The organism is Streptomyces sp. NPDC058796, assembly GCF_042745235.1.
GTDB lineage: Bacteria > Actinomycetota > Actinomycetes > Streptomycetales > Streptomycetaceae > Streptomyces.
In genome coordinates this window covers 44,649-67,413 of sequence record NZ_JBHYOP010000016.1, presented here as the reverse complement: position 1 = coordinate 67,413, position 22,765 = coordinate 44,649, and the positions used below count along the sequence as shown (strand labels likewise).

17 protein-coding genes and 7 pseudogenes are annotated in these 22,765 nt (G+C 70.9%); 7 read left to right on the top strand and 17 right to left on the bottom strand.

Features of this window, described 5'->3' with window-relative positions:
- Nucleotides 1-101: 101 nt before the first annotated feature.
- From ACFW47_RS31945 to ACFW47_RS31930, 4 genes are all read right to left on the bottom strand, one after another.
- Complete coding sequence (locus ACFW47_RS31945) at nucleotides 102-959, bottom strand: 4'-phosphopantetheinyl transferase family protein (protein WP_386288018.1); 858 nt, start codon at nucleotides 957-959, stop codon at nucleotides 102-104.
- Nucleotides 956-2,386 (bottom strand): hypothetical protein, encoded by a 1,431-nt coding sequence (locus ACFW47_RS31940; protein WP_386307869.1) that lies wholly within the window; start codon nucleotides 2,384-2,386, stop codon nucleotides 956-958. The genes ACFW47_RS31945 and ACFW47_RS31940 overlap by 4 nt, the downstream gene beginning before the upstream one ends.
- A 20-nt stretch (nucleotides 2,387-2,406) precedes the next feature.
- Nucleotides 2,407-3,351: an SRPBCC family protein gene (locus ACFW47_RS31935; protein WP_386307868.1), complete on the bottom strand. Its 945-nt coding sequence runs from the start codon at nucleotides 3,349-3,351 to the stop codon at nucleotides 2,407-2,409.
- A gap of 490 nt (nucleotides 3,352-3,841) precedes the next feature.
- Nucleotides 3,842-4,471, bottom strand: coding sequence for a ScbR family autoregulator-binding transcription factor (locus ACFW47_RS31930; RefSeq protein WP_386307867.1), 630 nt, complete (start codon nucleotides 4,469-4,471; stop codon nucleotides 3,842-3,844).
- 964 nt (nucleotides 4,472-5,435) lie between these two features.
- Here ACFW47_RS31930 and ACFW47_RS31925 point away from each other — a divergent pair.
- Nucleotides 5,436-6,080 carry a ScbR family autoregulator-binding transcription factor gene (locus tag ACFW47_RS31925; protein ID WP_386307865.1) on the top strand — a complete coding sequence of 215 codons (645 nt, stop codon included), beginning with the start codon at nucleotides 5,436-5,438 and terminating at the stop codon, nucleotides 6,078-6,080.
- A gap of 60 nt (nucleotides 6,081-6,140) precedes the next feature.
- On the opposite strand, the gene ACFW47_RS31920 is transcribed toward ACFW47_RS31925, so the two are convergent.
- From ACFW47_RS31920 to ACFW47_RS31895, 6 genes and pseudogenes are all read right to left on the bottom strand, one after another.
- Complete coding sequence (locus ACFW47_RS31920; RefSeq protein WP_386288025.1) at nucleotides 6,141-7,142, bottom strand: NAD-dependent epimerase/dehydratase family protein; 1,002 nt, start codon at nucleotides 7,140-7,142, stop codon at nucleotides 6,141-6,143.
- Nucleotides 7,143-7,238: 96 nt separating this feature from the next.
- Nucleotides 7,239-8,003, bottom strand: a complete 765-nt coding sequence (locus tag ACFW47_RS31915) for an SDR family oxidoreductase (RefSeq protein WP_386288027.1) — start codon at nucleotides 8,001-8,003, stop codon at nucleotides 7,239-7,241.
- Between the two features lie 121 nt (nucleotides 8,004-8,124).
- Nucleotides 8,125-8,526: a DUF6009 family protein gene (locus ACFW47_RS31910; protein WP_384478010.1), complete on the bottom strand. Its 402-nt coding sequence runs from the start codon at nucleotides 8,524-8,526 to the stop codon at nucleotides 8,125-8,127.
- Nucleotides 8,523-8,687 (bottom strand): annotated as a pseudogene (locus ACFW47_RS31905) (DNA primase); the annotation flags it as partial. The gene ACFW47_RS31910 and the pseudogene ACFW47_RS31905, both read right to left, overlap by 4 nt.
- A gap of 48 nt (nucleotides 8,688-8,735) precedes the next feature.
- The gene (locus ACFW47_RS31900) at nucleotides 8,736-9,677 is read right to left on the bottom strand and encodes a tetratricopeptide repeat protein (RefSeq protein ID WP_386288031.1); all 942 of its coding nucleotides are present in this window, start codon (nucleotides 9,675-9,677) and stop codon (nucleotides 8,736-8,738) included.
- 470 nt (nucleotides 9,678-10,147) lie between these two features.
- A pseudogene (locus tag ACFW47_RS31895) lies at nucleotides 10,148-10,546 on the bottom strand (transposase); the annotation flags it as partial.
- A gap of 32 nt (nucleotides 10,547-10,578) precedes the next feature.
- Here ACFW47_RS31895 and ACFW47_RS31890 point away from each other — a divergent pair.
- Nucleotides 10,579-11,486 (top strand): IS5 family transposase gene (locus ACFW47_RS31890; RefSeq protein ID WP_386307864.1). Its coding sequence is split into 2 segments (ribosomal slippage): nucleotides 10,579-10,921 and nucleotides 10,921-11,486, totalling 909 coding nucleotides; the frame shifts between segments, so codons are not numbered across the junction.
- Nucleotides 11,487-11,580: 94 nt separating this feature from the next.
- On the opposite strand, the pseudogene ACFW47_RS31885 reads toward ACFW47_RS31890, so the two are convergent.
- From ACFW47_RS31885 to ACFW47_RS31875, 3 genes and pseudogenes are all read right to left on the bottom strand, one after another.
- A pseudogene (locus tag ACFW47_RS31885) lies at nucleotides 11,581-12,813 on the bottom strand (IS701 family transposase).
- A gap of 63 nt (nucleotides 12,814-12,876) precedes the next feature.
- A pseudogene (locus ACFW47_RS31880) lies at nucleotides 12,877-13,707 on the bottom strand (IS256 family transposase); the annotation flags it as partial.
- 373 nt (nucleotides 13,708-14,080) lie between these two features.
- The gene (locus ACFW47_RS31875; protein WP_386288033.1) at nucleotides 14,081-14,692 is read right to left on the bottom strand and encodes a ScbR family autoregulator-binding transcription factor; all 612 of its coding nucleotides are present in this window, start codon (nucleotides 14,690-14,692) and stop codon (nucleotides 14,081-14,083) included.
- Nucleotides 14,693-15,097: 405 nt separating this feature from the next.
- Here ACFW47_RS31875 and ACFW47_RS31870 point away from each other — a divergent pair, with 405 nt between their 5' ends.
- Nucleotides 15,098-15,808: an HAD family hydrolase gene (locus ACFW47_RS31870; RefSeq protein ID WP_386288035.1), complete on the top strand. Its 711-nt coding sequence runs from the start codon at nucleotides 15,098-15,100 to the stop codon at nucleotides 15,806-15,808.
- Nucleotides 15,809-16,381: 573 nt separating this feature from the next.
- Here ACFW47_RS31870 and ACFW47_RS31865 read toward each other — a convergent pair.
- Nucleotides 16,382-16,720, bottom strand: coding sequence for a DUF6221 family protein (locus ACFW47_RS31865; RefSeq protein ID WP_386307863.1), 339 nt, complete (start codon nucleotides 16,718-16,720; stop codon nucleotides 16,382-16,384).
- Nucleotides 16,713-16,943, bottom strand: coding sequence for a hypothetical protein (locus tag ACFW47_RS31860; protein WP_386288039.1), 231 nt, complete (start codon nucleotides 16,941-16,943; stop codon nucleotides 16,713-16,715). The genes ACFW47_RS31865 and ACFW47_RS31860 overlap by 8 nt, the downstream gene beginning before the upstream one ends.
- Nucleotides 16,944-17,069: 126 nt before the next feature.
- Between ACFW47_RS31860 and ACFW47_RS31855 the strand changes: the two are divergent.
- Nucleotides 17,070-17,336: pseudogene (locus tag ACFW47_RS31855) on the top strand (transposase family protein); the annotation flags it as partial.
- A gap of 2 nt (nucleotides 17,337-17,338) precedes the next feature.
- Here ACFW47_RS31855 and ACFW47_RS31850 read toward each other — a convergent pair.
- Nucleotides 17,339-18,078 (bottom strand): annotated as a pseudogene (locus ACFW47_RS31850) (IS5 family transposase); the annotation flags it as partial.
- Between the two features lie 88 nt (nucleotides 18,079-18,166).
- Between ACFW47_RS31850 and ACFW47_RS31845 the strand changes: the two are divergent.
- Nucleotides 18,167-19,729: an FAD-dependent monooxygenase gene (locus ACFW47_RS31845; RefSeq protein WP_386288811.1), complete on the top strand. Its 1,563-nt coding sequence runs from the start codon at nucleotides 18,167-18,169 to the stop codon at nucleotides 19,727-19,729.
- A gap of 167 nt (nucleotides 19,730-19,896) precedes the next feature.
- On the opposite strand, the pseudogene ACFW47_RS31840 reads toward ACFW47_RS31845, so the two are convergent.
- Nucleotides 19,897-20,538, bottom strand: a pseudogene (locus tag ACFW47_RS31840) (Tn3 family transposase); the annotation flags it as partial.
- Between the two features lie 493 nt (nucleotides 20,539-21,031).
- Here ACFW47_RS31840 and ACFW47_RS31835 point away from each other — a divergent pair.
- Both ACFW47_RS31835 and ACFW47_RS31830 read left to right on the top strand, forming a co-directional pair.
- Nucleotides 21,032-21,868, top strand: coding sequence for a helix-turn-helix domain-containing protein (locus ACFW47_RS31835; RefSeq protein WP_386307862.1), 837 nt, complete (start codon nucleotides 21,032-21,034; stop codon nucleotides 21,866-21,868).
- Nucleotides 21,869-21,951: 83 nt separating this feature from the next.
- Entirely contained in the window at nucleotides 21,952-22,419 is a 468-nt protein-coding gene (locus tag ACFW47_RS31830; protein WP_386288807.1) for a cupin domain-containing protein, read from the top strand.
- The last annotated feature ends 346 nt before the right edge of the window (nucleotides 22,420-22,765 follow it).

The following is a 22,765-nucleotide window of genomic DNA, read 5'->3' as shown; positions in this document are numbered from 1 at the left end:
CGGTGCGGCGGACCGGCGCCCCCGCCTCCCTCTCGCATCGTTCCCGCACTCCGCCTCCTGCCCTGTGCTTCACGGTCCACGGCGCCCGCACGCCGCCCCGGTCACCACTCCCGTTCATCGCGGACCGGGGCTCCAAGCCCTCGAAACCGTACTGTTCGCGCAGGTGAGGGCCTCGTCCGCGCGAGTTCGCCTGGATCGTCGCGCAAGCGGTCCTCGATCCGGTCGGTGAGCCGGCATGCCTCGCTGACCAGATAGCGGTCCCGGACCAGGCAGGTGGTGAAGGACCATGCGCGGGCGGCGGGCGAGTCGTCGGCGAGCACTGCGCGCCCGTCACCGTCCCAGCGGAAGCCGACGGTGTCGAAACCGCGCCGCATCCCCTGTCCGAGTGCCTTGGTGTACGCCTCCTTCAGCGTCCACAGCCGCAGGAACCGCGCCGCCCTCCGGTCGTCGGGCAGCGCGGCAAGCAGTTCGGCCTCCTCCGGGGTGCACACCTGCTCCCGCATCGCATCGAAGGACACCCGCCGGGTCACGGACTCGGTGTCCACGCCCACCGGTCCGCGGCGGCTCACGGCGACCACGATCAGTTCCTCGGTGTGGGCCAGGCTCAGCCACAGCTCTCCCGCGTAACCGCGCAGCGTGGGCTGCCCGCCGGGCAGGTAGGCGATGTCCAGGGCGGCCGGGGCGGTGCAGAGGACCGCCCCGGCCGTGTGCTTCATGACGACGCGCGACGCCGCGAAGGCGAGGCGCCCGGCCGCAGTGGGGTTCTGCCGGTAGCGCGGCCGGTCCCGGCCGAGCAGGCCGCGCAGCTCCGGGTCGAGCAGGGCCGCGGTCAGCCACTCGCCCCAGGTCGTATGGACGACGGCCCGGCCGCTGGACTCGAACCGGTCGCGCACCTCGTCCCACGGGCCTTCGGGCCCGGCCACGGGCAGTGGCGCCCCGGCGGGCCGTACGCCGGTCATGTCCCGCCCCCGGCCCGCCGCCGGCCTGCCTTTGCCCACAGCAACTCCGTGCCGTACACGTCGCAGTCGACGCCCTGCCGGGTCCGCTCGGCCAGCTCCGCCCACACGTCACCGGCCGGGTCGACGTCGGTTGCGGGCAGCGGGGCGCCGAGCCGCCCGGTGACGCGGACGAGCGCGAGCAGCGCCCAGTGGGGGCCGCCGAGGAAGCCGTCGGCCTCCTGGCCGACCCCCAGCACGGCCGCGGCCAGCAGCAACAGTGCCTGACGGTCGGACAGGCCCCGGGTCACCGGGTCGGCCGGATCGCTGTGACCGGCCGTCGGGTACGGCAGGCGCAGCCTCCGCTGCTCGGTCGCCAGCCGGCGGGCGACGCGGGCCAGCGCGGCGACGGCCGGATCGTCGTCGGGGCGGCCGGCCAGGCGGGCGGCGGCCTCGGGAAGGACCGCCGCGACGGCTGCGGCGGGCATTGCGTCCGCACCGGGGGCCTCGGTGCCCGCCGCAACCGTCGCCCCGAGCCGGAACAGGCGGCGCAGCTGGGGGTGCTCACCGCCCTCGCCCCGGGCGTCGAGGGTCCGGGAGGCGCCTGCGGCCTGATCGGCGAGCGTGGGCAGCGCCTGGATGAGCCGTGCCTGGCGAGCGGCCGTGGCCGCCGCGTCCACCCCGGCCGCAGCGCGGTCCGCAGCCAGCTTGGCGAGGGTCCGGCGTTCGGTGGTGCCCGGCCCGAAGCCGCTTCCGTTCAGGACGAGTTCGAGGTCGTCCAGCGCCTGCCCGACCAGATGGGGCACGACGTATCCGGCCGCGGCGGTCAGGGCCGGTGTCCCGCCCTCGGTCAGGGCCGGGGCCCGCAGGGCCACCGCGGTCAGGCTCTCGCAGGCCAGCAGGTCGGCGAAGACCGCGGCCAGCACGGGCTGCCACTGCCGTACGCCCGGCTCGTGCGCGATAAGACCGTCCACGAGCCGGGCGGTCGTGTGCAGCACACCGCCCGCCGCCGCGATCAGCGCCGCCGGGCCGAGCAACGCTGCCAGGTCACCGTGGCCCCCGGCCGGCTCCGCACCGCCCGCGGCGCCCAGGACGCCGGACAGCGGCCGGACCGCCCAGGCGAAACCGACGCCCAGATCACGGCGGAAGAGCGGGCGCAGCACGCGGACGATCCCGTCGGCGCCGACGCGGCGCACGTCGCCCGGCCCGGGAAGCACAGCGCCGAGCGCGCCCGAGGGGAGCGGGTCCCGCGCGGCGGCCGTCACCGTACGGCCGCGGGGACCGTCGGAGCCAGCCGGATCGCCGAGCAGCACATCCAGCCACCGCGAGCGCAGCACGACGTCGGCGGACAACGGTCCTTCGCCGAGGGGCGGCACACCGGCGCACGGCGGCACCGCGGTGGGTCGCGCGACCTCCTCCGGTGCGAGCGGACCTGGTCGGGTGAGGGTCATCGTCTGCGTCCTCCTCGTCCTCATCGCAACCGGCGTACAGGGCTCTCGGCATGCCACTTGGCCAGGCTCAGCGTCTCCCGGCTCTCCCGCCCCAGCCGTTCGCGCACATGCCGACGGGCGTCCACCGGGAGGGCGCCTGCTCCCAGGGCCGGCTCCACCGCCTCCTCACGAAGCAGCACCCGGTGCGCGCACACCACCGTCAGCCCCGACTCGTCCGGTACGAGGCTCCACTCACCGCTGTGCGCCGCGATCGGCCCGGGCGGGGCCGTGTCCTTGAAGACGATGCGCCCGGCGTGCGGAAGACACAGTCGTACGGTCTCGGAGCCGGCCGTGACACCGTCCTGGGCCGCCGCGCACCTCTCCAGCGCCACAATCTGCGTACCCGGCCGGTCCTCCCGCACCTCGCTGTCGTCGACGTGGGGGAGCAGCTCGGGCCAGTCCGCCGCGCGGTACAGGAAGTCGTAGACGAGTTCGGCGGGGCCGTCGACCCGTACCCGCTCCTCGAAGGCCAGCAGCAGTTCGTCCAGCCTGTCCCACCGCTCGGCCGCCTCCCGCAGCCGGGCCAGCCGGTGGCCCGCGGCGGCACCGTAGCCGTCCGGCCCCGCGGCCGTTCGCGGCGTCTCGTGCCGCAGGGTCACCAGCGACCGTTCGGCGCCGTCGGGTTCGACACTCCACGAGCCGGCGGCCGTGCCACCGGGCCAGGCCCGGTTCTCCTGCACGAAGTCGATGGAACACGCCTGCGGTCTCAATGTGCGCCGCATGCGCGAGGAGTGGACGCGGCCGGCCTCGAACTCCCAGATCGACAGCCTTTCCTCGGCCCCGTCGAAGTCCATGCGCTCAACGTGGACGTACGAGGGCAGGAGCACCGGCCAGCGCGGGGCGTCGGCGAGCATTCCGTAGACAACCCCGGCGGGTGCGGCCACGGAGACGGTGTGCCGGGCGGAGTGCGCTCCCTGGGACGGCATGAGCACCCCTCTCCTCACAGTGCGCACCGTCAGGCTGCCCCGCAAGCCTCGAGCGGCGCTCGAGCCAGGGCGGGGTCGGCCGACCGGGGTGGGGCGGCCTGCGGCGGGCACCGGCGCACCGCGTGTACTGGCCGCGCCGCGCGCTGCGGGGCGGCTCGGCGCCCCAGAGCTCCGCCGTCAGCGTGTCCACGGTCACGACCTGATCGGCATGGAGGGCCGACAGAGCGAGCACTTGACGCGGTTTGGGGCGGTCGGTGTGATCGGGACGCCCCCTCCCGCCCAGCGAATGAGCCAAGTATGCCGATGTCCACGCCATCTCCCCGTCTGCTGCGGGCTTTGTGAAGCGTCGTACCAGGACTCGGAGCGGAAAACAGCATGTGCGGTATTTCAATGCTCGTCATGCACCTCACCGCTCGAGCGACTCTCCAGCCACCGCCAGGATGCGGGCCGCACAGCGAACGCGGGGCGGCCCACCTCGTCCGGCCCGCCCCTAGGGAGGCCCTTCCCCCACGTCGGGGCCCACAACGTCCGGGCGCCCTTCGGGCGCCACCGCCAGACGCGGCAGGACGAAAGCCCAGAACCGCTCCGCTCGGCCGGAAGAGAGCCACTCCTCGTCCCACCCCGCGAGCGCCCCGAAACCGACCGTGGCGGCCACGATCACCGCCGCCGCGTCCTCGGGCGAGACGTCCTGCGCCAGTTCCCCCGCGCCCCTCGCCCGCACGACGAGTTCGCGGGCTGAGGCGTACCACCACTGGAACAGCTCCGCCCCGCCCTTGCGGGAGGGGTCGCCACTCAGCCGGAATCCCGCCCTGACCACGGGGTCGGAGGCCATCGCGAGCATCAGACCGCTGGTGACGTCCACCACCGACTGCAGCGCGCTGCCGGCCTCGGCCCGGCAGCGTTCCGCCAGCTTCTGCGCGGAGACCACGGCCGCGCCCTCCACCTCCCTGGCCAGGGCTTCCTTGCTGGCGAAGTGGAAGTGGAGGGCCCCTGAGCTCACGCCGGCCCGTTCGCAGATCGAGGGCAGGGAGGCCCTGACGTACCCCTCGTCGGCGAAGACCTCGGCCGCCGCGCCGATGAGGGACTGACGCGTGCGCGCCGCCCGTACTTGTATGACCATCACACTTCACCTCCTGGGCCGGCAACCGGTCCGCCGCCGTCGCGAGCACTTCCGTCGCGAACCGCCCATGCCGGCGCATCGACCGAACCCCGCACCCCTATCAGGGAAACAGCATGATAGGTCGGTTTTCAGGCGCGGAGGTACGCCGGCCATGCGATCGGGCCGTCCCTCGAGCCGCCTTCAAGCCTGTAGACGGGCTCCCCGCCCCCTTCGGGCGACGCAGGCCGGCAACTTCCGTCGTCTTCTCGCACCTTCCGGTCCACCCCTGCTCCGTGGAGGGCGCGTACGGCGTCGCCGTACGACCGCACCCGCGCGGCGAAGAGCAAGGGAGCCGCACACCCCTCCGGGCCGACGGTCGGCCTCGGCACCGAAGGACCGCTTGAGGCCCCTCGAGAACCGGCGCCGCCTCCCGGATCACGCGCCCGGGAGCCCGCCCCCGGGTCGAACAACACCGCTGGCCCCCACGACGAGCCGCCGAAGGACCGGAACCCACTGCTCCGGTGCCCTCACGGAACACGAGGAAGCCGTGGAGGTGGCCGGCCGTCAGAACCGTGGCCCGGTGTTCCGGTCCACCGTGACCGTGGCGGCGCCCGTCGTCCGACCCACCGGGGCACCCCCGCACCGCGGTCCACGGCAACCGCCGGACCTCGCCTCCCCGCAGCCGGACTCGACGGCCGAACGCGCGGCCGTGGTCGGCCCGGAAGGCACGGACGACGCCTTCCGGCCGACCCGCGCCCCGCTCAGAACCGGATCGCCGCGCTTCTCCCCCTCCGCTCCCCCTCCTCCCCTCCCCCACGAGCCCCGGTGGCGCCGATCAGCGATATCCCTGGCGGACTTTCCGACCGGGGGTCTTCACTTCCCGGACAACGGCATACCGATGAACGAAGGTCGGGCCTGGTAAAATACGGACTGGATGGTTTGCAAATAGGGCATCCTCGGGCACGTAGATCGACTGGAGGACAGCATGGCTGAACAGGAGCGGGCCATCCGTACACGCAGGACGATCTTGTTGGCCGCGGCCAAGGTCTTCCAGGAACACGGGTACCGGGCGGCGACGATTTCCCAGATCCTCGCGGAAGCCGCCGTCACCAAGGGGGCGCTGTACTTCCACTTCCCCTCGAAGGAGGACCTGGCGCAGGAGGTACTCCTCTCGCAGAACCAGGACTTCTTCGTTCCCGACTGCGTGTCCAAGGTCCAGGAGATCGTGGACATAGTGCTCCTGCACACCTGCCGCCTGCAGAGCGATCCCCTGGTCCAGGCAGCGGTACGACTGGCCGTGGACCAGCTGGCCTACGGCCTCGACCGCAGCAAGTCGTTCGTGAGCTGGGAGGACTTGATTCAGGAGCGGCTGGAGAAGGCCCAGGCACAGGGCGAGCTGCTCCCCCACATCGTGCCGGCCGAGACCGCGGGCGTCCTCGTGGGCGCCTACTCGGGCATCCAGTCCCTGTCCCAGGCGCTCAGCGACCACCGGGATCTCTACACGAGGATCACCGCGATGCTGCGTCATCTGCTGCCCAGCATCGCGGTCCCCTCAGTGCTGGCGTCGGTGGACATGAGCGAGGGCCGCATGCTGAAACTCCACTCCGAGATGACGGCCCGGTCCCGGTAGGACGACAACCGCCCACGCGGCTGCTCGGCCCACCGCGTGGGCACCGGGCCGCCGCGCCGGTCAGGCTCCGCTCGGCACTCCCGGCCGGTCCCGTCCGGCCAGATGGTGTGCGTACCAGTCGGCGGCCTCGGCGAACCGGGCTTCGAAGCCCGGTCCGGGATCCTCGCCGATCCGGGACCAGAGACGATCGCTCCGGTACCAGTGGTCCTGAGTGAGCAAGGCGTACTGGTGGTCGGAGAGTTCGGGTACGGCGTGGGCGACCTGGTTTTGGTGCTCCAGCGGTGCCACGTCCCTGCGGGGCGCGGGGAGGCCGAGGTGACGCTGGAGGGCCGACAAGACCCGGTCCATCGGCACCGGCCGGGGGCAGGCCGCGTGGTACACCGTGGAGCGGTCCGCGGTCCCGAGCGCGCACGCCAGGCCCGCCGCGCCGCGCGCCAGGTCGCTCACCGCGATCATCGAACTGTGCGGCACCGTTCCGGTCGGCCACGCGGGCACCCTGGCGAGAAGGCGGACCAGGGTGGGGATGAACCACTCGTCACCGACGCCGTACACCAGATGCGGACGCAGCACGGTGCCGCCCGCGTCCAGCACGGCCTGTTCAGCCCGCAACCGTGACCTGCTCGCGGCGGACGCCGGATTCGGTGACAGTTCCTGTTCCCCCACCGCGCGATGGGGTCCGGAACCGTAGACGGAGGCCGTGCTGACGTAGACGATGCGCTCGACGCCGGCGCGCCGTGCCTCGTGCAGGAGGGCGAGGGTGCCGCGGTGGTTGACCACCTCGCAGAGGGCGGGGTCACGTCCCACGTAGGCGGCGGTGTGGATCAGGACCTCCACTCCCTCGCACGATCCGCGCAACGTCTCCGGCCGGGCCAGGTCGGCGCGGACGTGGCGCACCGTGCGGTCGAGGAACGGCGGTGTGCGACGTGCCAGGACGCGGATCGCGGGCACGCCCCGAAAGGCGCTGCGGGCGGCCAGCTCCGTGACCACCGCGCTTCCGATGAAACCGCTGCCGCCGGCCACCAGGACGGTGCCCACCGCCGTGCTTGACGGCGAACTCGACACCACGCTCACCTCACTTCGCCGGAACGGGACGCCGAGGCGGGACACCCGTCCGGGGCCGGTGCGGCCCCGTCTTTCGACCGGACACCCAAGACCGCGTCACAGCCGGGAGCCTCCAGAGGCGTCGATGCACTGGCCCGTGATCCACCCCGAGGCGTCGGACGCGAGGAAGGACACGATCTCGGCGATGTCCCCGGGCCTGCCGAGCCGGTTGAAGACGGACCATGAGGCAAGCTGTGCCGCCGCCTTGGGAGTGCTTCGCTTGGCGAGGTTCATGTCCGTCTCGACGAAGCCGGGAGCGACCGCGTTGACGGTGATGCCGCGTTCACCGACTTCCTTGGCCAGAGCGAGCGTGAAGGTGTCCACCGCGCCCTTGCTCATCGAGTAGACGACAGACTCCGGGTAGGCGATCCGGGTGGCCACCGACGAGATGTTGATGATGCGGCCGCCCTCGCGCATCCGCCTGAGCCCCATCTGGGCGACGAACAGCAGGGACCGGGTGTTCACGCTGAACAAGCGGTCGAAAAGTTCGGGTGTCACGTCGTCGATGCGCGCGGACCCGCTCGTTCCGGCGTTGTTCACCAGGATGTCGAGGCCCTGGGCCGCTCCGTGTTCGGCCAGTTTCGCGTCGAAGCGGGCGTAGAGCGTCTGGGCGTCTCCCGGGACACCCAGCTCGGCGCACAGACCGAAGGCTCGTCCGCCGCTGTCCGTGATCGCCGCGAGCGTCTCGGCGACCCCGGTCTCGTCACGGCGGTAGTGAGCGGCGACCAGGGCGCCTTCGCTCGCCAGTCTGAGCGCGATGCTCCTGCCGATGCCGCGACTGGCACCGGTGACCAGAGCCGTTCTGCCCTTGAGCGCGCCCATGCCATGTCCCCCCGTTGAAGCCCGGACTGCCACACCGAGGAATATACCGGGTAGACGGTTCTTCCATAACGTCCTTACGCCTTCCGTCCGGCGAACCCCCCGGCGCCCGCGCACGAGACGACTACAGCGGCGGCGTGTTTCCCGGCTCCCGTGCCGTCGCCGAGGGCGGACCGCCCTCGGACCGCTCGGTCTTGCGCCCCTTGCCACCGGGCGCCAGCGTGCGCGGGTCCACGGCCTCGGCGGGCGCGCCGGTCGCGTGCAGACCCTTCGGGTCAGAGTCTCGGTCGTGCGGCAGCAGCCAGAAGACGCGTCGGCGGAAGGCGCCCGACGTGCGCAAGGGCTTGGCCTCCGGCCCCAGCAGGGCGTGTCCGACCATGCGGCCGTCCCGGTGGTACGGGGGCTTGCCCCGCCGGTTCAGCAGCCGGTCCGGGCTCTGGCGGACGTAGTCGAGACCACCGGTGTCCTCGAGCCAGACGAGGTCGGCCCCGTGTGCGATCTCGTCCTCTTCGATGAGAGCGCTCATGCTGTCTCCTCGTCGGCGACCGGTGCGATGCCCGGGTAGTACTTGCGCTGGTTGGACAGGATCATCTCCTTGGGAGAAGCCAGCCCCACCACTTCTCGCACCCGTGCGGCGAAGGCACGCGACGAGACCGCCGGGGACCTCCCATTCCGGCACCACTGGCGAGGAAGCGACTCGGAGGTAAAGGGCCATCCGCCCACTTCAAACGCCCTCTAGGCCGCCGACAGGCCTGCGGCACGGCGGCGGAAGACATCCGCGGTGCTGAGTTCACCGAGGGTGTCGAGCGTGTGGGCGAAGTCACTCAGGACGCGGGCGAGTTCGACGCGGTCGTCCGAGCGCCGCAGTTCGGTGGCGGCCCGCGAGAGGGTGGGCAGACGCCATTCGGGTTCCTCGGTGGCGGACAAGAGGCGCAGCGCGACGCCGCGTTCACGGGGACCGGGCGCGAGGGAGGAGAGTTCCTCCGTGAGCAGTGCGTGGGCCCGGTCCGGCCGGCCGAGCTGGAGGAAAGCCTGGGCGATGTCGCTGCGCCACGGCAGATGGGGGAGCACTCCGGTGCCGTGCCGCTGTGCCGTCCTGGCAGCACCGGTGAAGGCGGCGAGGGCGTCGTCAGGACGGTGCAGAGCCAGGAGGAGCCGGCCGCGGGCCCGAAGCGCGGGCAGTCCGCACAGGTCGTTCCCGGCCGCGGGCCCGCCGAGATGTGCGGCCGCTTCCTCGCGGCGACCCTGCTCGATGAGCGATTCCGCCAGGAGCGCGGTGCACCAGGGGCCGAGCGTGGCCGACTGGCGGCCGGCCGCGTCCCGTGCGGTGATGGCCTCGTGCTCGGCGGTTCTGAAGTCACCCAGGTGGATCAGGGCCTCCGAGCGCAGCGCGCGGAACGCCGTCGACCAGGCGGAGGCCCCGGCATGGCGCAGCAACTCCTCACACCCGGCCGCAACCTGGTGCGGATGCCCGTCGTGCAGCAGGACACGGGCGGCCCGGAAGACATCCGAGCCGGCCGTGGCCGGTGGGGCGGAACGCAGGAGACGTTCCGCCTGGCCCGGTTCGTACAGCTGGACGCCGGGGTGCACGGCGTACCAGAAGGGCGTTTGTCCTCCGGCCGACGGAAGGGACAGCCCTGCCATCGTGGTCCTTCCGGTCGTGTCGGTGTGCGCCATCGGCCCAGTGAACCGGAGACCGGCGGCGCGGACCACCGGTCTCCAACCGTTCTCCAGCAACTGTCGATGTCGTGCGTGCCGCCGCTGTTCACGCGTCACCGGCCGACGCCGGTCTCCCTGAGAGCTCGCTCCCGAAGAGGTCCCCAACCCGCGCAGACCGGCAGGGAAAGGCCGTCACTGCCGTATCGGTCTCGTCGGCCGCGGCCGACTCGGACCTGATTCGCCGCATCAGTCCAGGCTGGCGGTGCACACCGTGTCGGGGACACTGCAGTATGCATCGCGGCATGCATCGACTCACCCGCCACCGCTGAGTCTTCTCGCCTATCACCTCGTGGCAGGCCAGGCGCCCTGCCCGGACAACCGGCACCGACCACAACACCGCCTGGATCAAGCTCCAAACCCCCGCCCGCCCCGAGGAAGCTGTCTGTGAACGGGGCTGCCAAACGAGCGGTGCAACCAAGGTGGTCGGGTCACTGGCGGGCCACTGAGAGCCGGCCGTCGAAGGTGACGTCGAAGGCGTTCAGCGCGGTCTTCCAGCGCATGGTCCAGCGGGCCTGGCCCTTGCCCGTGGGATCCAGACTCATGATCGCCATGTAGACGCACTTCAGGGCGGCCTGCTCGTCGGGGAAATGACCGCAGGCCGTGACCGCCCGCCGGATACGGGCGTTCACCGACTCGATCGCGTTCGTTGTGCAGACGATCCGGCGGATCTCGGTGTCGAACCGCAGGAACGGGGTGAACTCCTCCCACGCGTTCTCCCACAGCTTCACAATCGCCGGACACTTCCTGCCCCAGGCGTCGGCGAACTCGGCGAACCGCTCCAGAGCCGCCTCCTCGGTCGCCGCCGTGCAGACCGGCCTGAGAAGGCGGGCGAACTAGGCACTGTCTGATAATTGATCTTGTGGTGGGTCGGGGTGAGTTGACGGATGCGGCATGGGAGCGGATAGCGCCCCTGCTGCCTGGTGTTGACGGTCGTGGTCGTCCTTGGCGGGATCACCGGCAGGTGATCAACGGGGTGTTGTGGCGGTTGCGGACCGGTGCTCCGTGGCGTGACCTGCCGGAACGCTACGGGCCGTGGCAGACGGTCTATGAACGGTTCGCCCGCTGGGAGGCGGACGGAACCTGGGCTCGCCTGCTCGAGCAGGCCCAGGTTCGCGACGACTCCGTCGGAGCCGTGGAGTGGACCGTGTCGGTCGACTCCACGATCGGCCGGGTCCATCAGCACGCCGCCGGTGCCCGCAAAAAGGGGCGGCGGGGGACGAACTGGAAGATCCGGCACGCCCGTCGGCCGGCCAGGCGCTGGGCCGGTCCCGCGGCGGGCTGACCACCAAGCTCCACCTCGCCTGCGACGGCCGGGGCCTGCCCCTGGCTGTCGTCGTCACGCCAGGCAACGTCAACGACTCCACCGTCTTCGACACGGTCATGGACGAGCTGAGGGCGCCCCGGACCGGCGCCGGGCGCCCCCGCCTCAGGCCCGATGCGGTCGTCGCGGACAAGGCGTACTCGTCCCGGGCGATCCGCCAGTCCCTGCGACGCAGAGGCATCCGGGCAGTGATCCCTGAGCGGGCGGACCAGAAGGCCAACCGTCTGCGGCGAGGGAAGGCCGGCGGCAGACCCCCGGCCTTCGACCGCGAGCTTTACAAGGCCCGCAACGTGGTCGAACGCTGCTTCGACCGCCTCAAGCAGTTTCGCGCGATCGCCACCCGCTTCGACACACTCGCCACCCGCTACAAGGCCGGAGTCCACCTCGCCGCACTCATCCTCTGGCTCCGCGAACCCAACCAAGATCCTTTGTCAGACAGCCCCTAGTACTCCAGTCAGAAATCGTTGCCTGAGCTGGTTCTTCTTCGGTAGTGGCAGCGGCGGGCTGTGGCTTGGTGTCGTCTGCGCCAGAGGGACCAGTTCAGGGCATGTGCAACGGGTCCGAGGAGGGGTGTGGGGCGGGGCAGCAGAATGTCCATGAGTCGGCGGACTCCTGCCACGGTGAAGTGGATGGTGCTGGTGGGGTCGTTTCTGCGGCCCGCCTTTCAGTGGTCTGGGCTGCGACAGCGGCCAGCAACGCGTGGGCGAGCATGGCCAGGGTGATGTGCCGGTAGCAGCCTGGATAGCGGCGGACTTCGTACTGGTCGAGGCCGCATTCGTTCTTCGCTGCCTGGAAGGCTTCCTCGATCGCCCAGCGCGCCCCGGCGATCCGGACCAGTTCGGCGACAGGGGTGCCGTTCGGTGCATAGGCGAGGTAGTAGGCGATCTCGTCCGGACGGGCCAGGCTGCGGCGGGCCAGCACCCACCGTTGATGGGTGGGCCGGTCACCGTCGAAGACATCGACCACTGGCAGACGGGCGGCTGCCCAGTCGTGCGTACGCGGGCCTTTGGCACCCTCGCCGCAGGAACGTCGTTCCCATGCCTCGCCGGGAGCGTCGGCGATGGCCTGGTCGATACAGCCGAAGGGAGCGTGCAGTTGCTGTGTCTTCGGCACGGCCAGGACGTAGCCGACACCGGCTTCCTCCAGGGTGCGGCGCATGCGCCATTCCTGTCCGTAGGCGCAGTCGCCCATCACCCAGGCGATGGGGAGGGGCGAAGCAAGAGCCCGCAGGCTCATCGCGCGGGCCAGTTCTCCCTTGGTCGCAGCCACGACTGTCAGGAACTTCCGCTGCCCGGCACCGGTCCGTCCCCGCGGTCCAGGACTTCGGCAGATACAGCTCCCGGTCCACCAGCGCTCTGCCCTTGGCCGAGGCATAGGCGGCGAAGACCCCGATCTGGCAGTTCTCGGTGCGGCCGACCGTGCCCGAGTACTGTCGCTACACGCCGGCAGAGTGGTGCCCTTCTTCAAGAAGCCGGTATCGTCCACGATCAGAACCCCGTCCGGGGTGCCGAGCCGCTCAGCCACGTACCGCTGCAGACCGTCCCGGACCGCGCCAGCGCCCCAGGAGGCACCGTCCAGCAGACGCTGGAAGCCGGCAGGTCCGCGGTGACCCGCGTACTCGGCCAGCTGCCAGCCGTTCTCCCGCTCCACCGGAGCCAGCAGACCACGCACGTAGTCCCGCATCCGCCACCGCAGATCCACCCACGAGAACCGGCCCGCCACACAGGCGGAAACCGACCCCAGCTCGCCAGCCCACAGGTCAGCTTCGTCCATCCCCACCGTGCCTGGAACAACGAGGCCGACCAGCTCAGGCAACGATTTCTGACTGGAGTACTAGTCCCAGTCCTGGCGGGCGGCATAGCGGAAAGAGTTCCGCAGCAGGTGCACCACGCAGATCTGCACGATGGTCCGCGGCCAGACGGCCCCCACCGCCTCGGGCAGGCCCTTGAGCCCGTCGCAGACCAGCATCAGCACACCGCCCGCGCCGCGGTTCTTGATCTCGGTCAGGATGTACAGCCAGCGCTTGGCACCCTCACCGCCGTCCCCGGCCCACAACCCCAGGATCTCCCGCCGGCCCTCGGCGGTGACGGCCAGGGCCACACAGACGGGCCGGTCGGCGAACGCACCATCGCGGAACTTCACGCGGACCGCGTCGACAAACACGACCGGACAGACCGGGTCCAGGGGACGGCCCTGCCATCCAGTCATGCCCTCGAGGACCTTGTCGGTAATGGTGGAGACGGTCTGGCGGGAGACCTCGGCCCCATAGACCTCGGCCAGGCGGGCGGCCTGGACCTCACCGGTGGCCAGCCCCTTCACGGCCAGCGAGATGACCATCTCGTCGACCCCGGTCAGGCCCTTCCGCCGCTTCCTGACGATCTTCGGCTCGAACCAGCCGCCCCGGGGCACAACGATCTCCACCGGCCCGACGTCGGTCAACACCGTCTTGGAGCGTCTGCCGTTACGGGAATTGCCACCGTACTTGCCCGCCGGATCGTACTTGCCACAACCGAAGTGGTCGGTGACCTCGCCTTCCAGGACCGACCCCAACAGCCACTTGGCCGCCTGCTGCAACAGCCCGCCCTCGCCATTCAGCAGCAGACCCTCGGCCCGGGCCCGGCTCACCAACTCGTCGACCAGCTGGTCGTCCACGACCTTCGCCAACACAGCCGCTGCCGACTCGACAGCGTCCTACTCAGCCACGTCCTCACTGATCACCCATGCATCCTCCATGATCGGGAAATACACCCAACCATTCACAGTCCCGCGGTTCGCGCACTCTGCGTCAGCCAGGTCTTCGCCGCCCATCCACTCGGTGGATGGTGCGCGCACCGGCGCGACCGGCGCGCGGGGATGAGCCGGCGGTCGCGAGTTGCCGGCGGGGAGACGCCGGTGAACAGCGCGGCGGCGACCCTGGAGAGGCAAGGAGGCGCGGTCGCCAAGTGACGCTGGTGGGCGACTCGCTGGTCGGTGTGCGCGGTGAGAGGCACGGGCGCCGGGTGGTGCCGCCAGACGATCGAGGGCGACGTGCGCGAGTGCGTCACCGGCCTGCCGGCAGGTTCCCGCGGGACGGTTGCGGCCGCAGGGAGGGCAAGGTCAGGTGCCACCAGTCGGTCAGGCGGTCGTCGAGGACGGTCGCACTCTCGAGGGCCTCGGTGAGTGTGCACAGGCCGAAGAACGCGCGCACCAGGGCCCGGGCCGTGCGGGCGGGGCGGACGCGCTCGTTGACTTGCCCTGCCATCCGGGCCTGTGCGAGCAGTCGCGTGGCGGCAGCGGTCCACAGTGCGAAGGGGTCGGGAACGGGAGCTTTGATGATGGTGCGCTCGGCCCACAGGCGGGCACCGGCACGCGTCACGGGATCCCGCGCGAGGGCATGGGCGATTTCATAGCTGAGGGCGACGAGCCGTTCGAGCGGTGGGACCGTTTCGTCTCCGTAGGGTGCAGCGAGCTGAGACCAGGTGGCGAACCGGTCCTCGACGACGGCGACGGCGATGCCCTCCTTGCCGGTGTAGTGGAAGTAGACCGCACCGCTGGTCCGGCCCGACCTTGCGCCTATGTCGTTGACGCTGGTGGCCGCGTATCCCTGTTCAGCGAACAGCTGGGCAGCCGCTTCCACCAGTGATCTGCGGGTTGCCTTCGCCCGTTCCTGCAATGTTCCGTCCGCCCTCGCTCTGTTCTCATGTCGGCCACGAATTTAGTGCGCCAGCGTACGCCCGGAGCTCCAAACAGGCGCTTTCGGGCGGTAATGCGCTGTTCTTTCGAACATGAACGCATGCGAGTGGTATGCGAGTGACAACGGACGCAAGACGCTCCGACCCCACGCGACCAAGAAGACGTGGCAACTGACGCGCGAATACCGGGGGTTGGCGGTCCCAGCGACTGCGCCACAACTGTCGCCGCTACCCGGCCATACGCCTGTTACGGGCGCCCGTCGAGTCACCGAAAAGGGTTATTGCCCGATTTGCCTGGACGGAAATAACGTAGCGGAGGCTATCTTTCCGTTTCCTGTGCATACGGAAATGCCGCATGCGTACATGTCAAGGCATGGGAGGCTCCAGTGACCACCTCGGACCGTGATCAGATCGACTGGTCGCCCGAAGCCGTCGTCTTCGACTGCGACGGCACCCTGATGGACAGCGAACGCCACTGGCAGGAGGCTCGCAGCCGGGCCTTCCGGGAGCACGGACTCCAGCCACCGCCCGGGTTCGCGGAGCAGGCCCTTGGCCTGCACTACGAGGACTGCGGCCGGCTCATGGCGCAGTCCGTGCACAAACCCGAACTGACCGAGGACCTGACAGCCGCACTTCTCGACCACTTCCTGGCACTCGTCACCGACGAACCGGTGACGATGCCAGGCGCGGTCCGGCTCGTACGACTGCTCTCCGACCGGTTACCGCTGGCGGTGGCCAGCAACTGCCCGAGGGTCGTGGTCGAAGGCAGCCTGGAACGGGCCGGGCTGCTCGCCCACTTCCAGCACCTCGTCGTCCCCGACGCCGGGGACCGCGTGCGCCCCAAGCCGCACCCCGACGTGTACGCCGTGGCGGCTCGGCTCTGCGGCGTCCCCCCGCACCGCGCACTGGCGGTGGAGGACTCCCTCACCGGTGTGGAAGCGGCCCGCCGGGCCGGTCTGCGGGTCCTGGGCGTCGGCCCCCGCCCGCCCGGCGACGGCGCCACCCGGACCGACGAGTGGTTGCCCGCGCTCGACGCTCCCGAACTGCTGGCCTGGGCCCACACGCTTGCCAGCCCGCGCGGGCCGCAAGGACCCTGACAGCCCCCCCCAGGTCCGGCAACGCCAAGCGCCCGCACTCCCCGGTGGCCACGCACGGCGGCACGCTGGCGCGGCGGGAAGAACCGGAGGCCAGCCGACGGCAAAGGTCACCGGGCCGGCCGGTCGGAGTAGGAACAGCAGGCGCGGTACAGGGTTAAGCCGAAGTGCCCCAGACAGCCAGCACGCTCCACCGAAAAGCCACGGCTCAGTCGGTCGCTTGGCCAGACGCGGGTCGGCGAGGTCGCGTCGGGCGCAGGCGAGGCGCTGGCAGCGGATGTACGAGGCGACCGTGGCACCGTGTGCGTGATTGAGGAACAGGCGGTGCGGGGTCCGCAGTGACATGTGGTGAGCGGCGGTGACGGTTGCAAGGGGAGCTCGGCGTCGCCCGGATGCCGACGGGTGAATCCGTGGAGCCTCGGGTGGAGACAGGGCACGAGCCCGGGTGCTACCGCCTACGCCGCCACGCTCGCAACAGCCGATACAGGCGGAAGGCCAGCACCGGCAGAACCACGACGCCGACGACAATGCCCACCCAGGACGGAAGACCACCTGAGTCCGGCAGGTAGATCGCGATCACGGACGCCACTCGTCCCGGTAGCCCGGCCGGTGCGCATACGGCTCGGAGAGTAGGCGCAGCACCTTCTCAGTGGTGGCGGGCGTCTCCTTCCGCGCCCATGCCATCAACTTGGTTTTGGCACTGAGCTCATCGAGCACCCGTGTCGGATCATGCTCGGCGAAGTGCTCGCAGACCACACCGCCGAGGCATGAGCCGGTGTACGCGACGGGCCAGTTCTCGCCGCCCCTGGCCGCCACACCGCCCTCGCGGGCATGCCACGGGCCGGGTGTTGCCGCCTCAGCGATCCGCTCGTCCTCTTCCGGTTGGCAGCCGAGCCACTGCACCAGGTCATCCATCTGACGTGCCGCCTTCCGCCATCAGGACGTCCAATCGGCCCCGTAGTCCCTTGACCGCGGCCACGCCGAGGTCCGAGCTCCAGGCGCCGGGCAGTCCAGCTCGTTCCACTCCCTCCATGGCGCCACTGATCACGGCGAGGGTCAGGCCGGCCCACTGATCGCGGCTCAGATAGTCGGGCGGCGGCACGGAGACCGGCGTCGTCTGGTCGGTAGTCTGCGGCATGGCCGCTCCTTCGTCTCGGTGGGCGGCGAGGTCCGTGCGCCTGCCCAGGCTCGCAGGAGAGCTACCCCTTGAGTAGTTGCTTGGTCACCATCAGACTTCTCAGTCACCGAAAAGTGCGGGGCCCACAGCACCCGCTGGCGGAAGCTCGGCTGCTTCGACCAGGCACCGCTCACGCTGGTCCACCTGCGCAAGAACGAGACGTTCGCCCAACTCGGCGCCGGGTTCGCGATATCGCAGGCCACCGCCTGGCGCTGCGTGGACGAGGCCCTGGAAGTGCTGGCTTCCTGGGCCCCGGACTCCCACGAAGCCCTCACTGGCCTTGGTGACGGGGACCACGTCATCGTTGACGGCACACTGATCCCCACCGACCGAGTCCGCGCCCATCAGCCGTACTAAAGCTCGCGGTCGAAGGCCGGGGGTCTGCCGCCGGCCTTCCCTCGCCGCAGACGGTTGGCCTTCTGGTCCGCCCGCTCAGGGATCACTGCCCGGATGCCTCTGCGTCGCAGGGACTGGCGGATCGCCCGGGACGAGTACGCCTTGTCCGCGACGACCGCATCGGGCCTGAGGCGGGGGCGCCCGGCGCCGGTCCGGGGCGCCCTCAGCTCGTCCATGACCGTGTCGAAGACGGTGGAGTCGTTGACGTTGCCTGGCGTGGCGACGACAGCCAGGGGCAGGCCCCGGCCGTCGCAGGCGAGGTGGAGCTTGGTGGTCAGCCCGCCGCGGGACCGGCCCAGCGCCTGGCCGGCCGACGGGCGTGCCGGATCTTCCAGTTCGTCCCCCGCCGCCGCCCCTTTTTGCGGGCACCGGCGGCGTGCTGATGGGCCCGGCCGATCGTGGAGTCGACCGACACGGTCCACTCCACGGCTCCGACGGAGTCGTCGCGAACCTGGGCCTGCTCGAGCAGGCGAGCCCAGGTTCCGTCCGCCTCCCAGCGGGCGAACCGTTCATAGACCGTCTGCCACGGCCCGTAGCGTTCCGGCAGGTCACGCCACGGAGCACCGGTCCGCAACCGCCACAACACCCCGTTGATCACCTGCCGGTGATCCCGCCAAGGACGACCACGACCGTCAACACCAGGCAGCAGGGGCGCTATCCGCTCCCATGCCCCATCCGTCAACTCACCCCGACCCACCACAAGATCAATTATCAGACAGTGCCTAGGCCAGTCGCTTGACACCGCGGCGCCTTTTTGGCCTCTTCGCCCCTCGGTCATAGTCGGCGCCATGGACTATGACGTAGTGGTGGCCGGAGGCGGCCCGGTCGGACTGATGCTGGCCTGCGAGCTCCGGCTCGGAGGCGCGCGGGTGGCTGTCCTGGAGCGCCTCACCGAAGTGGACCCGACGATCAAGGGCGGGGCGATCACCACGCCCAGCGCCGAGGCGCTCTACCGCCGGGGCATGCTGCCCGCGCTGGCCGAGGTGCAGCGGCAGGCGATGGACCGCTTCCAGGCATTCGTGCGCGAGCGGAACGGCGGGGACGGAGGCGGGGCCGCGGGCCAAGAGCTCGGGATCGTCGGGCACTTCGCCGGAATCATGCTGCGCGCCGACCTAGTCGACCGTACGGAGCCGGGCCTGGGAGACGCCGGACCCGCCGCCGAGATCGCTTTCGTGGCGCAGCAGGACATCGAGCGGCTGCTCGGCGAGCGGGCGGACGAGCTCGGCGTCGAAGTGCGCCGGGGAGTGGAACTGACCGGCTTCAACGCGGACGACGGGGCCGTCACCGTGTGGACCAGCCAGGGGGCCATACGCGCCGGCTGGCTCGTGGGCTGCGACGGCGGCCGCAGCGCGGTCCGCAAGGCCGCGGGGTTCGAATTTCCCGGTACGGACCCGGAGATCACCTGTCACCAGGCAGTCGTGGAGATGACCGGCGCCGAGGCCCTGAAGGTCGGCTGGACCGCCACGGACACCGGGGTGTACGCCCACGGGCCGATGCCGGGCCGCGTCGTCACCGTGGAGTTCGAAGGACCGCCGGCCGACCGGGACGCGCCGGTCACCAGTGAGGACCTCCAGGCGCGGCTGCGTCGCGTATCCGGCGTGGACGTCACGATCACCGGGGTGCGGACGGCGACCCGCTTCACCGACCACGCTCGCCAGGTCACCGAGTACCGCAAGGGCCGGGTGCTGCTGGCGGGCGACGCGGCGCACGTGCACTCCGCGTTCGGGAGCCAGGGGCTGAGCCTGGGTATCGGGGACGCGATGAACCTCGGCTGGAAGCTCGCCGCGGTGATCGGCGGCCGGGCGCCGGAGGGGCTGCTGGACACGTACACCTGCGAGCGGCACCCGGTCGGTGCGTGGGTCCTGGACTGGACCCGGTCCCAGGTCGCGGCTATGCGCCCCGACCCGCAGTCCCGGGCCCTGCGCGAGATCGTCAGCGACCTGGCGGGGACGGTCGCGGGCACCACGTACCTCACGGCGCGGCTCAACGGTGGCGGGGTGCGGTACGGTCTGCCGGGCCAGCACCCGCTGACCGGCCGCAGCACCCCGGACCTCGAACTCACCGACGGCAGCCGCCTCGCGGACCACCTCCACAGCGGCCGGGCGCTCCTGCTCGACCTCACCGACGACCCGGAGCTCCGGGCCCTCGCGGCGGGGTACGCCGGCCGCGTCGACACCCTGACGGCCGGCTGCCCGTCCCGCCCGGAACTGGCGGCGGTCCTCATCCGTCCGGACGGCTTCACGGCCTGGGCGGCCGACGCGGGGGCGCAGGCGCCGACGTCGACGGCCGGGCTGGTGGAAGCGCTGGAAGAGTGGTTCGGAGTACCAGAGGGTGCGGTGACGCCGGGCTGATCCGCCGCTCTGCTGACTGACTCGAACCGCGAGCCGATCACACCCGCCGCTGCACATGGCCGCCACGCCCTCCGCCGGTGTACTACTCCCGGCACCCTACGAGCCGGTGACCCGTGCAAACGTCACCACCGGGGCTGTCCCGGCGGTGACGGTCACCCGCGCCGGGGTCACACCTCTTCTGCCGAGTCCGGGTCGCGCAGTGGGCGCAGGCCGCCGGGCAGGTCGGGAAGCCGGAACGAGTACCGGCCGAGCATGTTGGTGTGGTGGCGGGTGCATGAGGAGAGGCGGGCGACGTCTTCGTCGCGGACGTGGAAGCCGTCCGCACGGAGCTGGGTGATGTCGGCGTCCATGTAGCGGGTGTTGAACAGCACGATGGCGTTGAGGAGCAGGCCGGGAGCGCCGGTCTGGTCTTCCACGCCGTCCTGGTAGCGCTGGTAGCGCTGCCCGTTCTTGCCGTGGAAGACCTTGCGTGCGAGCGCGCGGCGGCCTTTCCGGGGTTGGCCTGCACCTTGGTCTGGCGGCGGTAGCCGGGTTCGTCGGCCAGGCGGAGGATGTGGAGAGTTTTGGAGATCCGGCCGCAGTGGGCGATCGCGCCGTCGAGCGGGGTGGGGCGGCCCTCGTACGTCTCCCCAGTGGCGTTCGATGCTTGCGAGGTCGATCCGGCCGTGGGCGGCGTCGGCGAAGGCACCGTAGTCGGCGGTGCGGTCGATGTGCCACATCTTCTGGTCGGGCAGGTCGGCCAGCTGTGGGGCGTAGGTGTATCCGGCGAGGGTGAGCAGCCCGAAGACGATGTCGCTGTAGCTGGCGGTGGCTGAGGGGCGGCCCCTCGACCAGTCGAGCAGTGAAAGTGCTCAAGCAGGCCCGGCTGCTTGTAGAGCCGGGCGGGCTCGGGCGGACCACCTTCTACAGGTGCACGCCCTACCTTGCATTCATCGGTACCGGCTTCGCCCACCGCGAGGCCGTGAAGGACGGGAATCCCCACAGGGAGCTGCTTGTCGCTTCGCCGTAGCTTCGGGAAAACCGGGCCTACGCGAAGACACCGATTCGGCTCCAAGTCGCCGGAGTCGTCGTGCTCCTCTGCGCGCACCCCGTGAGCCGCATCGTCCGACTCGCCATCGACGACGTCATCCGCGACGGCGACACCGTGCTGCTACGGCTCGGGGAGTCACCCTCACCTATACCCGTACCGGTCGCTGACCCAGGGGACCGCGGAAGGCCAACAGCGGGCTGGGCTCCTCAGAGAAGCGGCGACAGTCGATGACGCGAGCCCACCAGTAGACCGCCGGTTCGTACACTGCAAGGGTGGAGGACCATACGGCCACCAGGATCTGTGCACGTCCGGCGCCCGCCTTGCGGCGGTACGTCGGCTCGTACGTCGGTTTCGATCTTCGTGGGTTCCCGGCGGGGGTGCACTGCGGTCCGCCGGGCCGCGTGCTCACTGCGGTGATCAGCCTGTCCGGCCCCTTGAAGGTGGCGGCGGGCGTCGACGACGGGTCACCGGTCACCCGATTCGGCAGCGTGGCCGGCGGTCTGATGCGCCGGTCCGTCGCGATCCATCACGACGGACACCAGGAAGGCGTGCAGGTGTCGCTGACACCGCTCGGGGCCCGGGCCGTCTACGGCATGCCCGCCGCTGATCTCGCCCACCGACTGGTCCCACTCGACGAGCTTCTCGGAGCGATCGGCGTCGAGCTGGTCGACCGGCTCCGCGCGGCGACGACATGGGCCGTGCGGTTCGCCGCGCTGGACGAGTTGCTCCTGCGAGCCGTCGGACGCGGCGCCGGCGGCGACCCCGTGTCCCGGGTGCGCCCCGAGGTGGCCGAGGCCTGGCGCCGCCTCTTGGCCGCGCGGGGCCGCATCCGGGTCGGGGAGGTCGCCGCGGAACTGGGCTGGAGCCGTCGGTACCTCACCGAGCGGTTTCGCGGTGAGGTGGGCCTGTCGCCGAAGACCTTCGCCCGGGTTTTGCGCTTCGAGCACGCGCACGAACTGGCCACCATGCACGACCCGCTTCCGTGGGCCGATGTGGCGACCGTCTCCGGCTACGCCGACCAGGCCCATCTCGTCCGGGACTGGAGCGAGTTCACGGGCCGATCACCGACAGCATGGCGTCGCGGCGAAGTCCTCCTCGGGACTGGGTAGCCGCCGACCGGCCGCCCATCGCATCGGCTTCCGTTCCCTTTCCTTCAAGACCACCCCATTGCAGTCCTGTGACGATCGTCGGCATGAGACTCGTCGATCACGAACCCAACGCCATCGACCTGCGAACCACCCCCGTGCACCTCGGGCTGGGATCGAGAGCGAAACCCGTCGAGGGCTTCGCCTGGGACCCGGAGGTGCTCCGTGCCTACAGCGCCGCGGTCGCGGCGGACGGCGCCGAGGGCCGGATGGTGACCATCTTCGACGGCGACGGCCTCGGCGACCATTGGGAACGCCACCCCGCCGGCGACGAACTGGTCGTCTGCCTCAGCGGATCGGTGACGGTCACCCGCGATGTGGACGGAGTACCCGACCGGGTTGTACTCGGGCCGGGCGAGGCCACCGTCAACCCGGCCGGGACATGGCACGCGGTCGACATGGCGGGACCGGCGTCCATCCTGACCATCACCGCCGGCCTCGACACCGAGCACCGTCCCCGGACCGGACCCCGCCCGGCCGAACACACCGGCACGTCTGGCCCGCGAACACCGTGACGACCCGTGTCGCCTGCCTCGACGACAGCCTGAATACCCGATAGGGCTGCCCTGACATGCGCTCGGCGCGCCGGGGTCGCCCCTTGCCCGCCCGATTAGTGATCACTGATGCGATGTGGGACCGGATCGCGCCCCTGCCGGACTACGCCTGAAACGGCCGGCACTCGGTCAGTGACACCTCCACACGGGCGCGCGCGATACGGCGGTGCCCGTGCCCCGGCCCGCGGTGCGCGGCGACGGCTGGTCGGGCCAGTGCCCTTGCGAGGTCACCGAGGTCTGCAGCCGACGGTGGGGTACCGGCGGCAGACCTCGTGTGCGGTGTTGCGTCCGCGACACTGGCGACCGT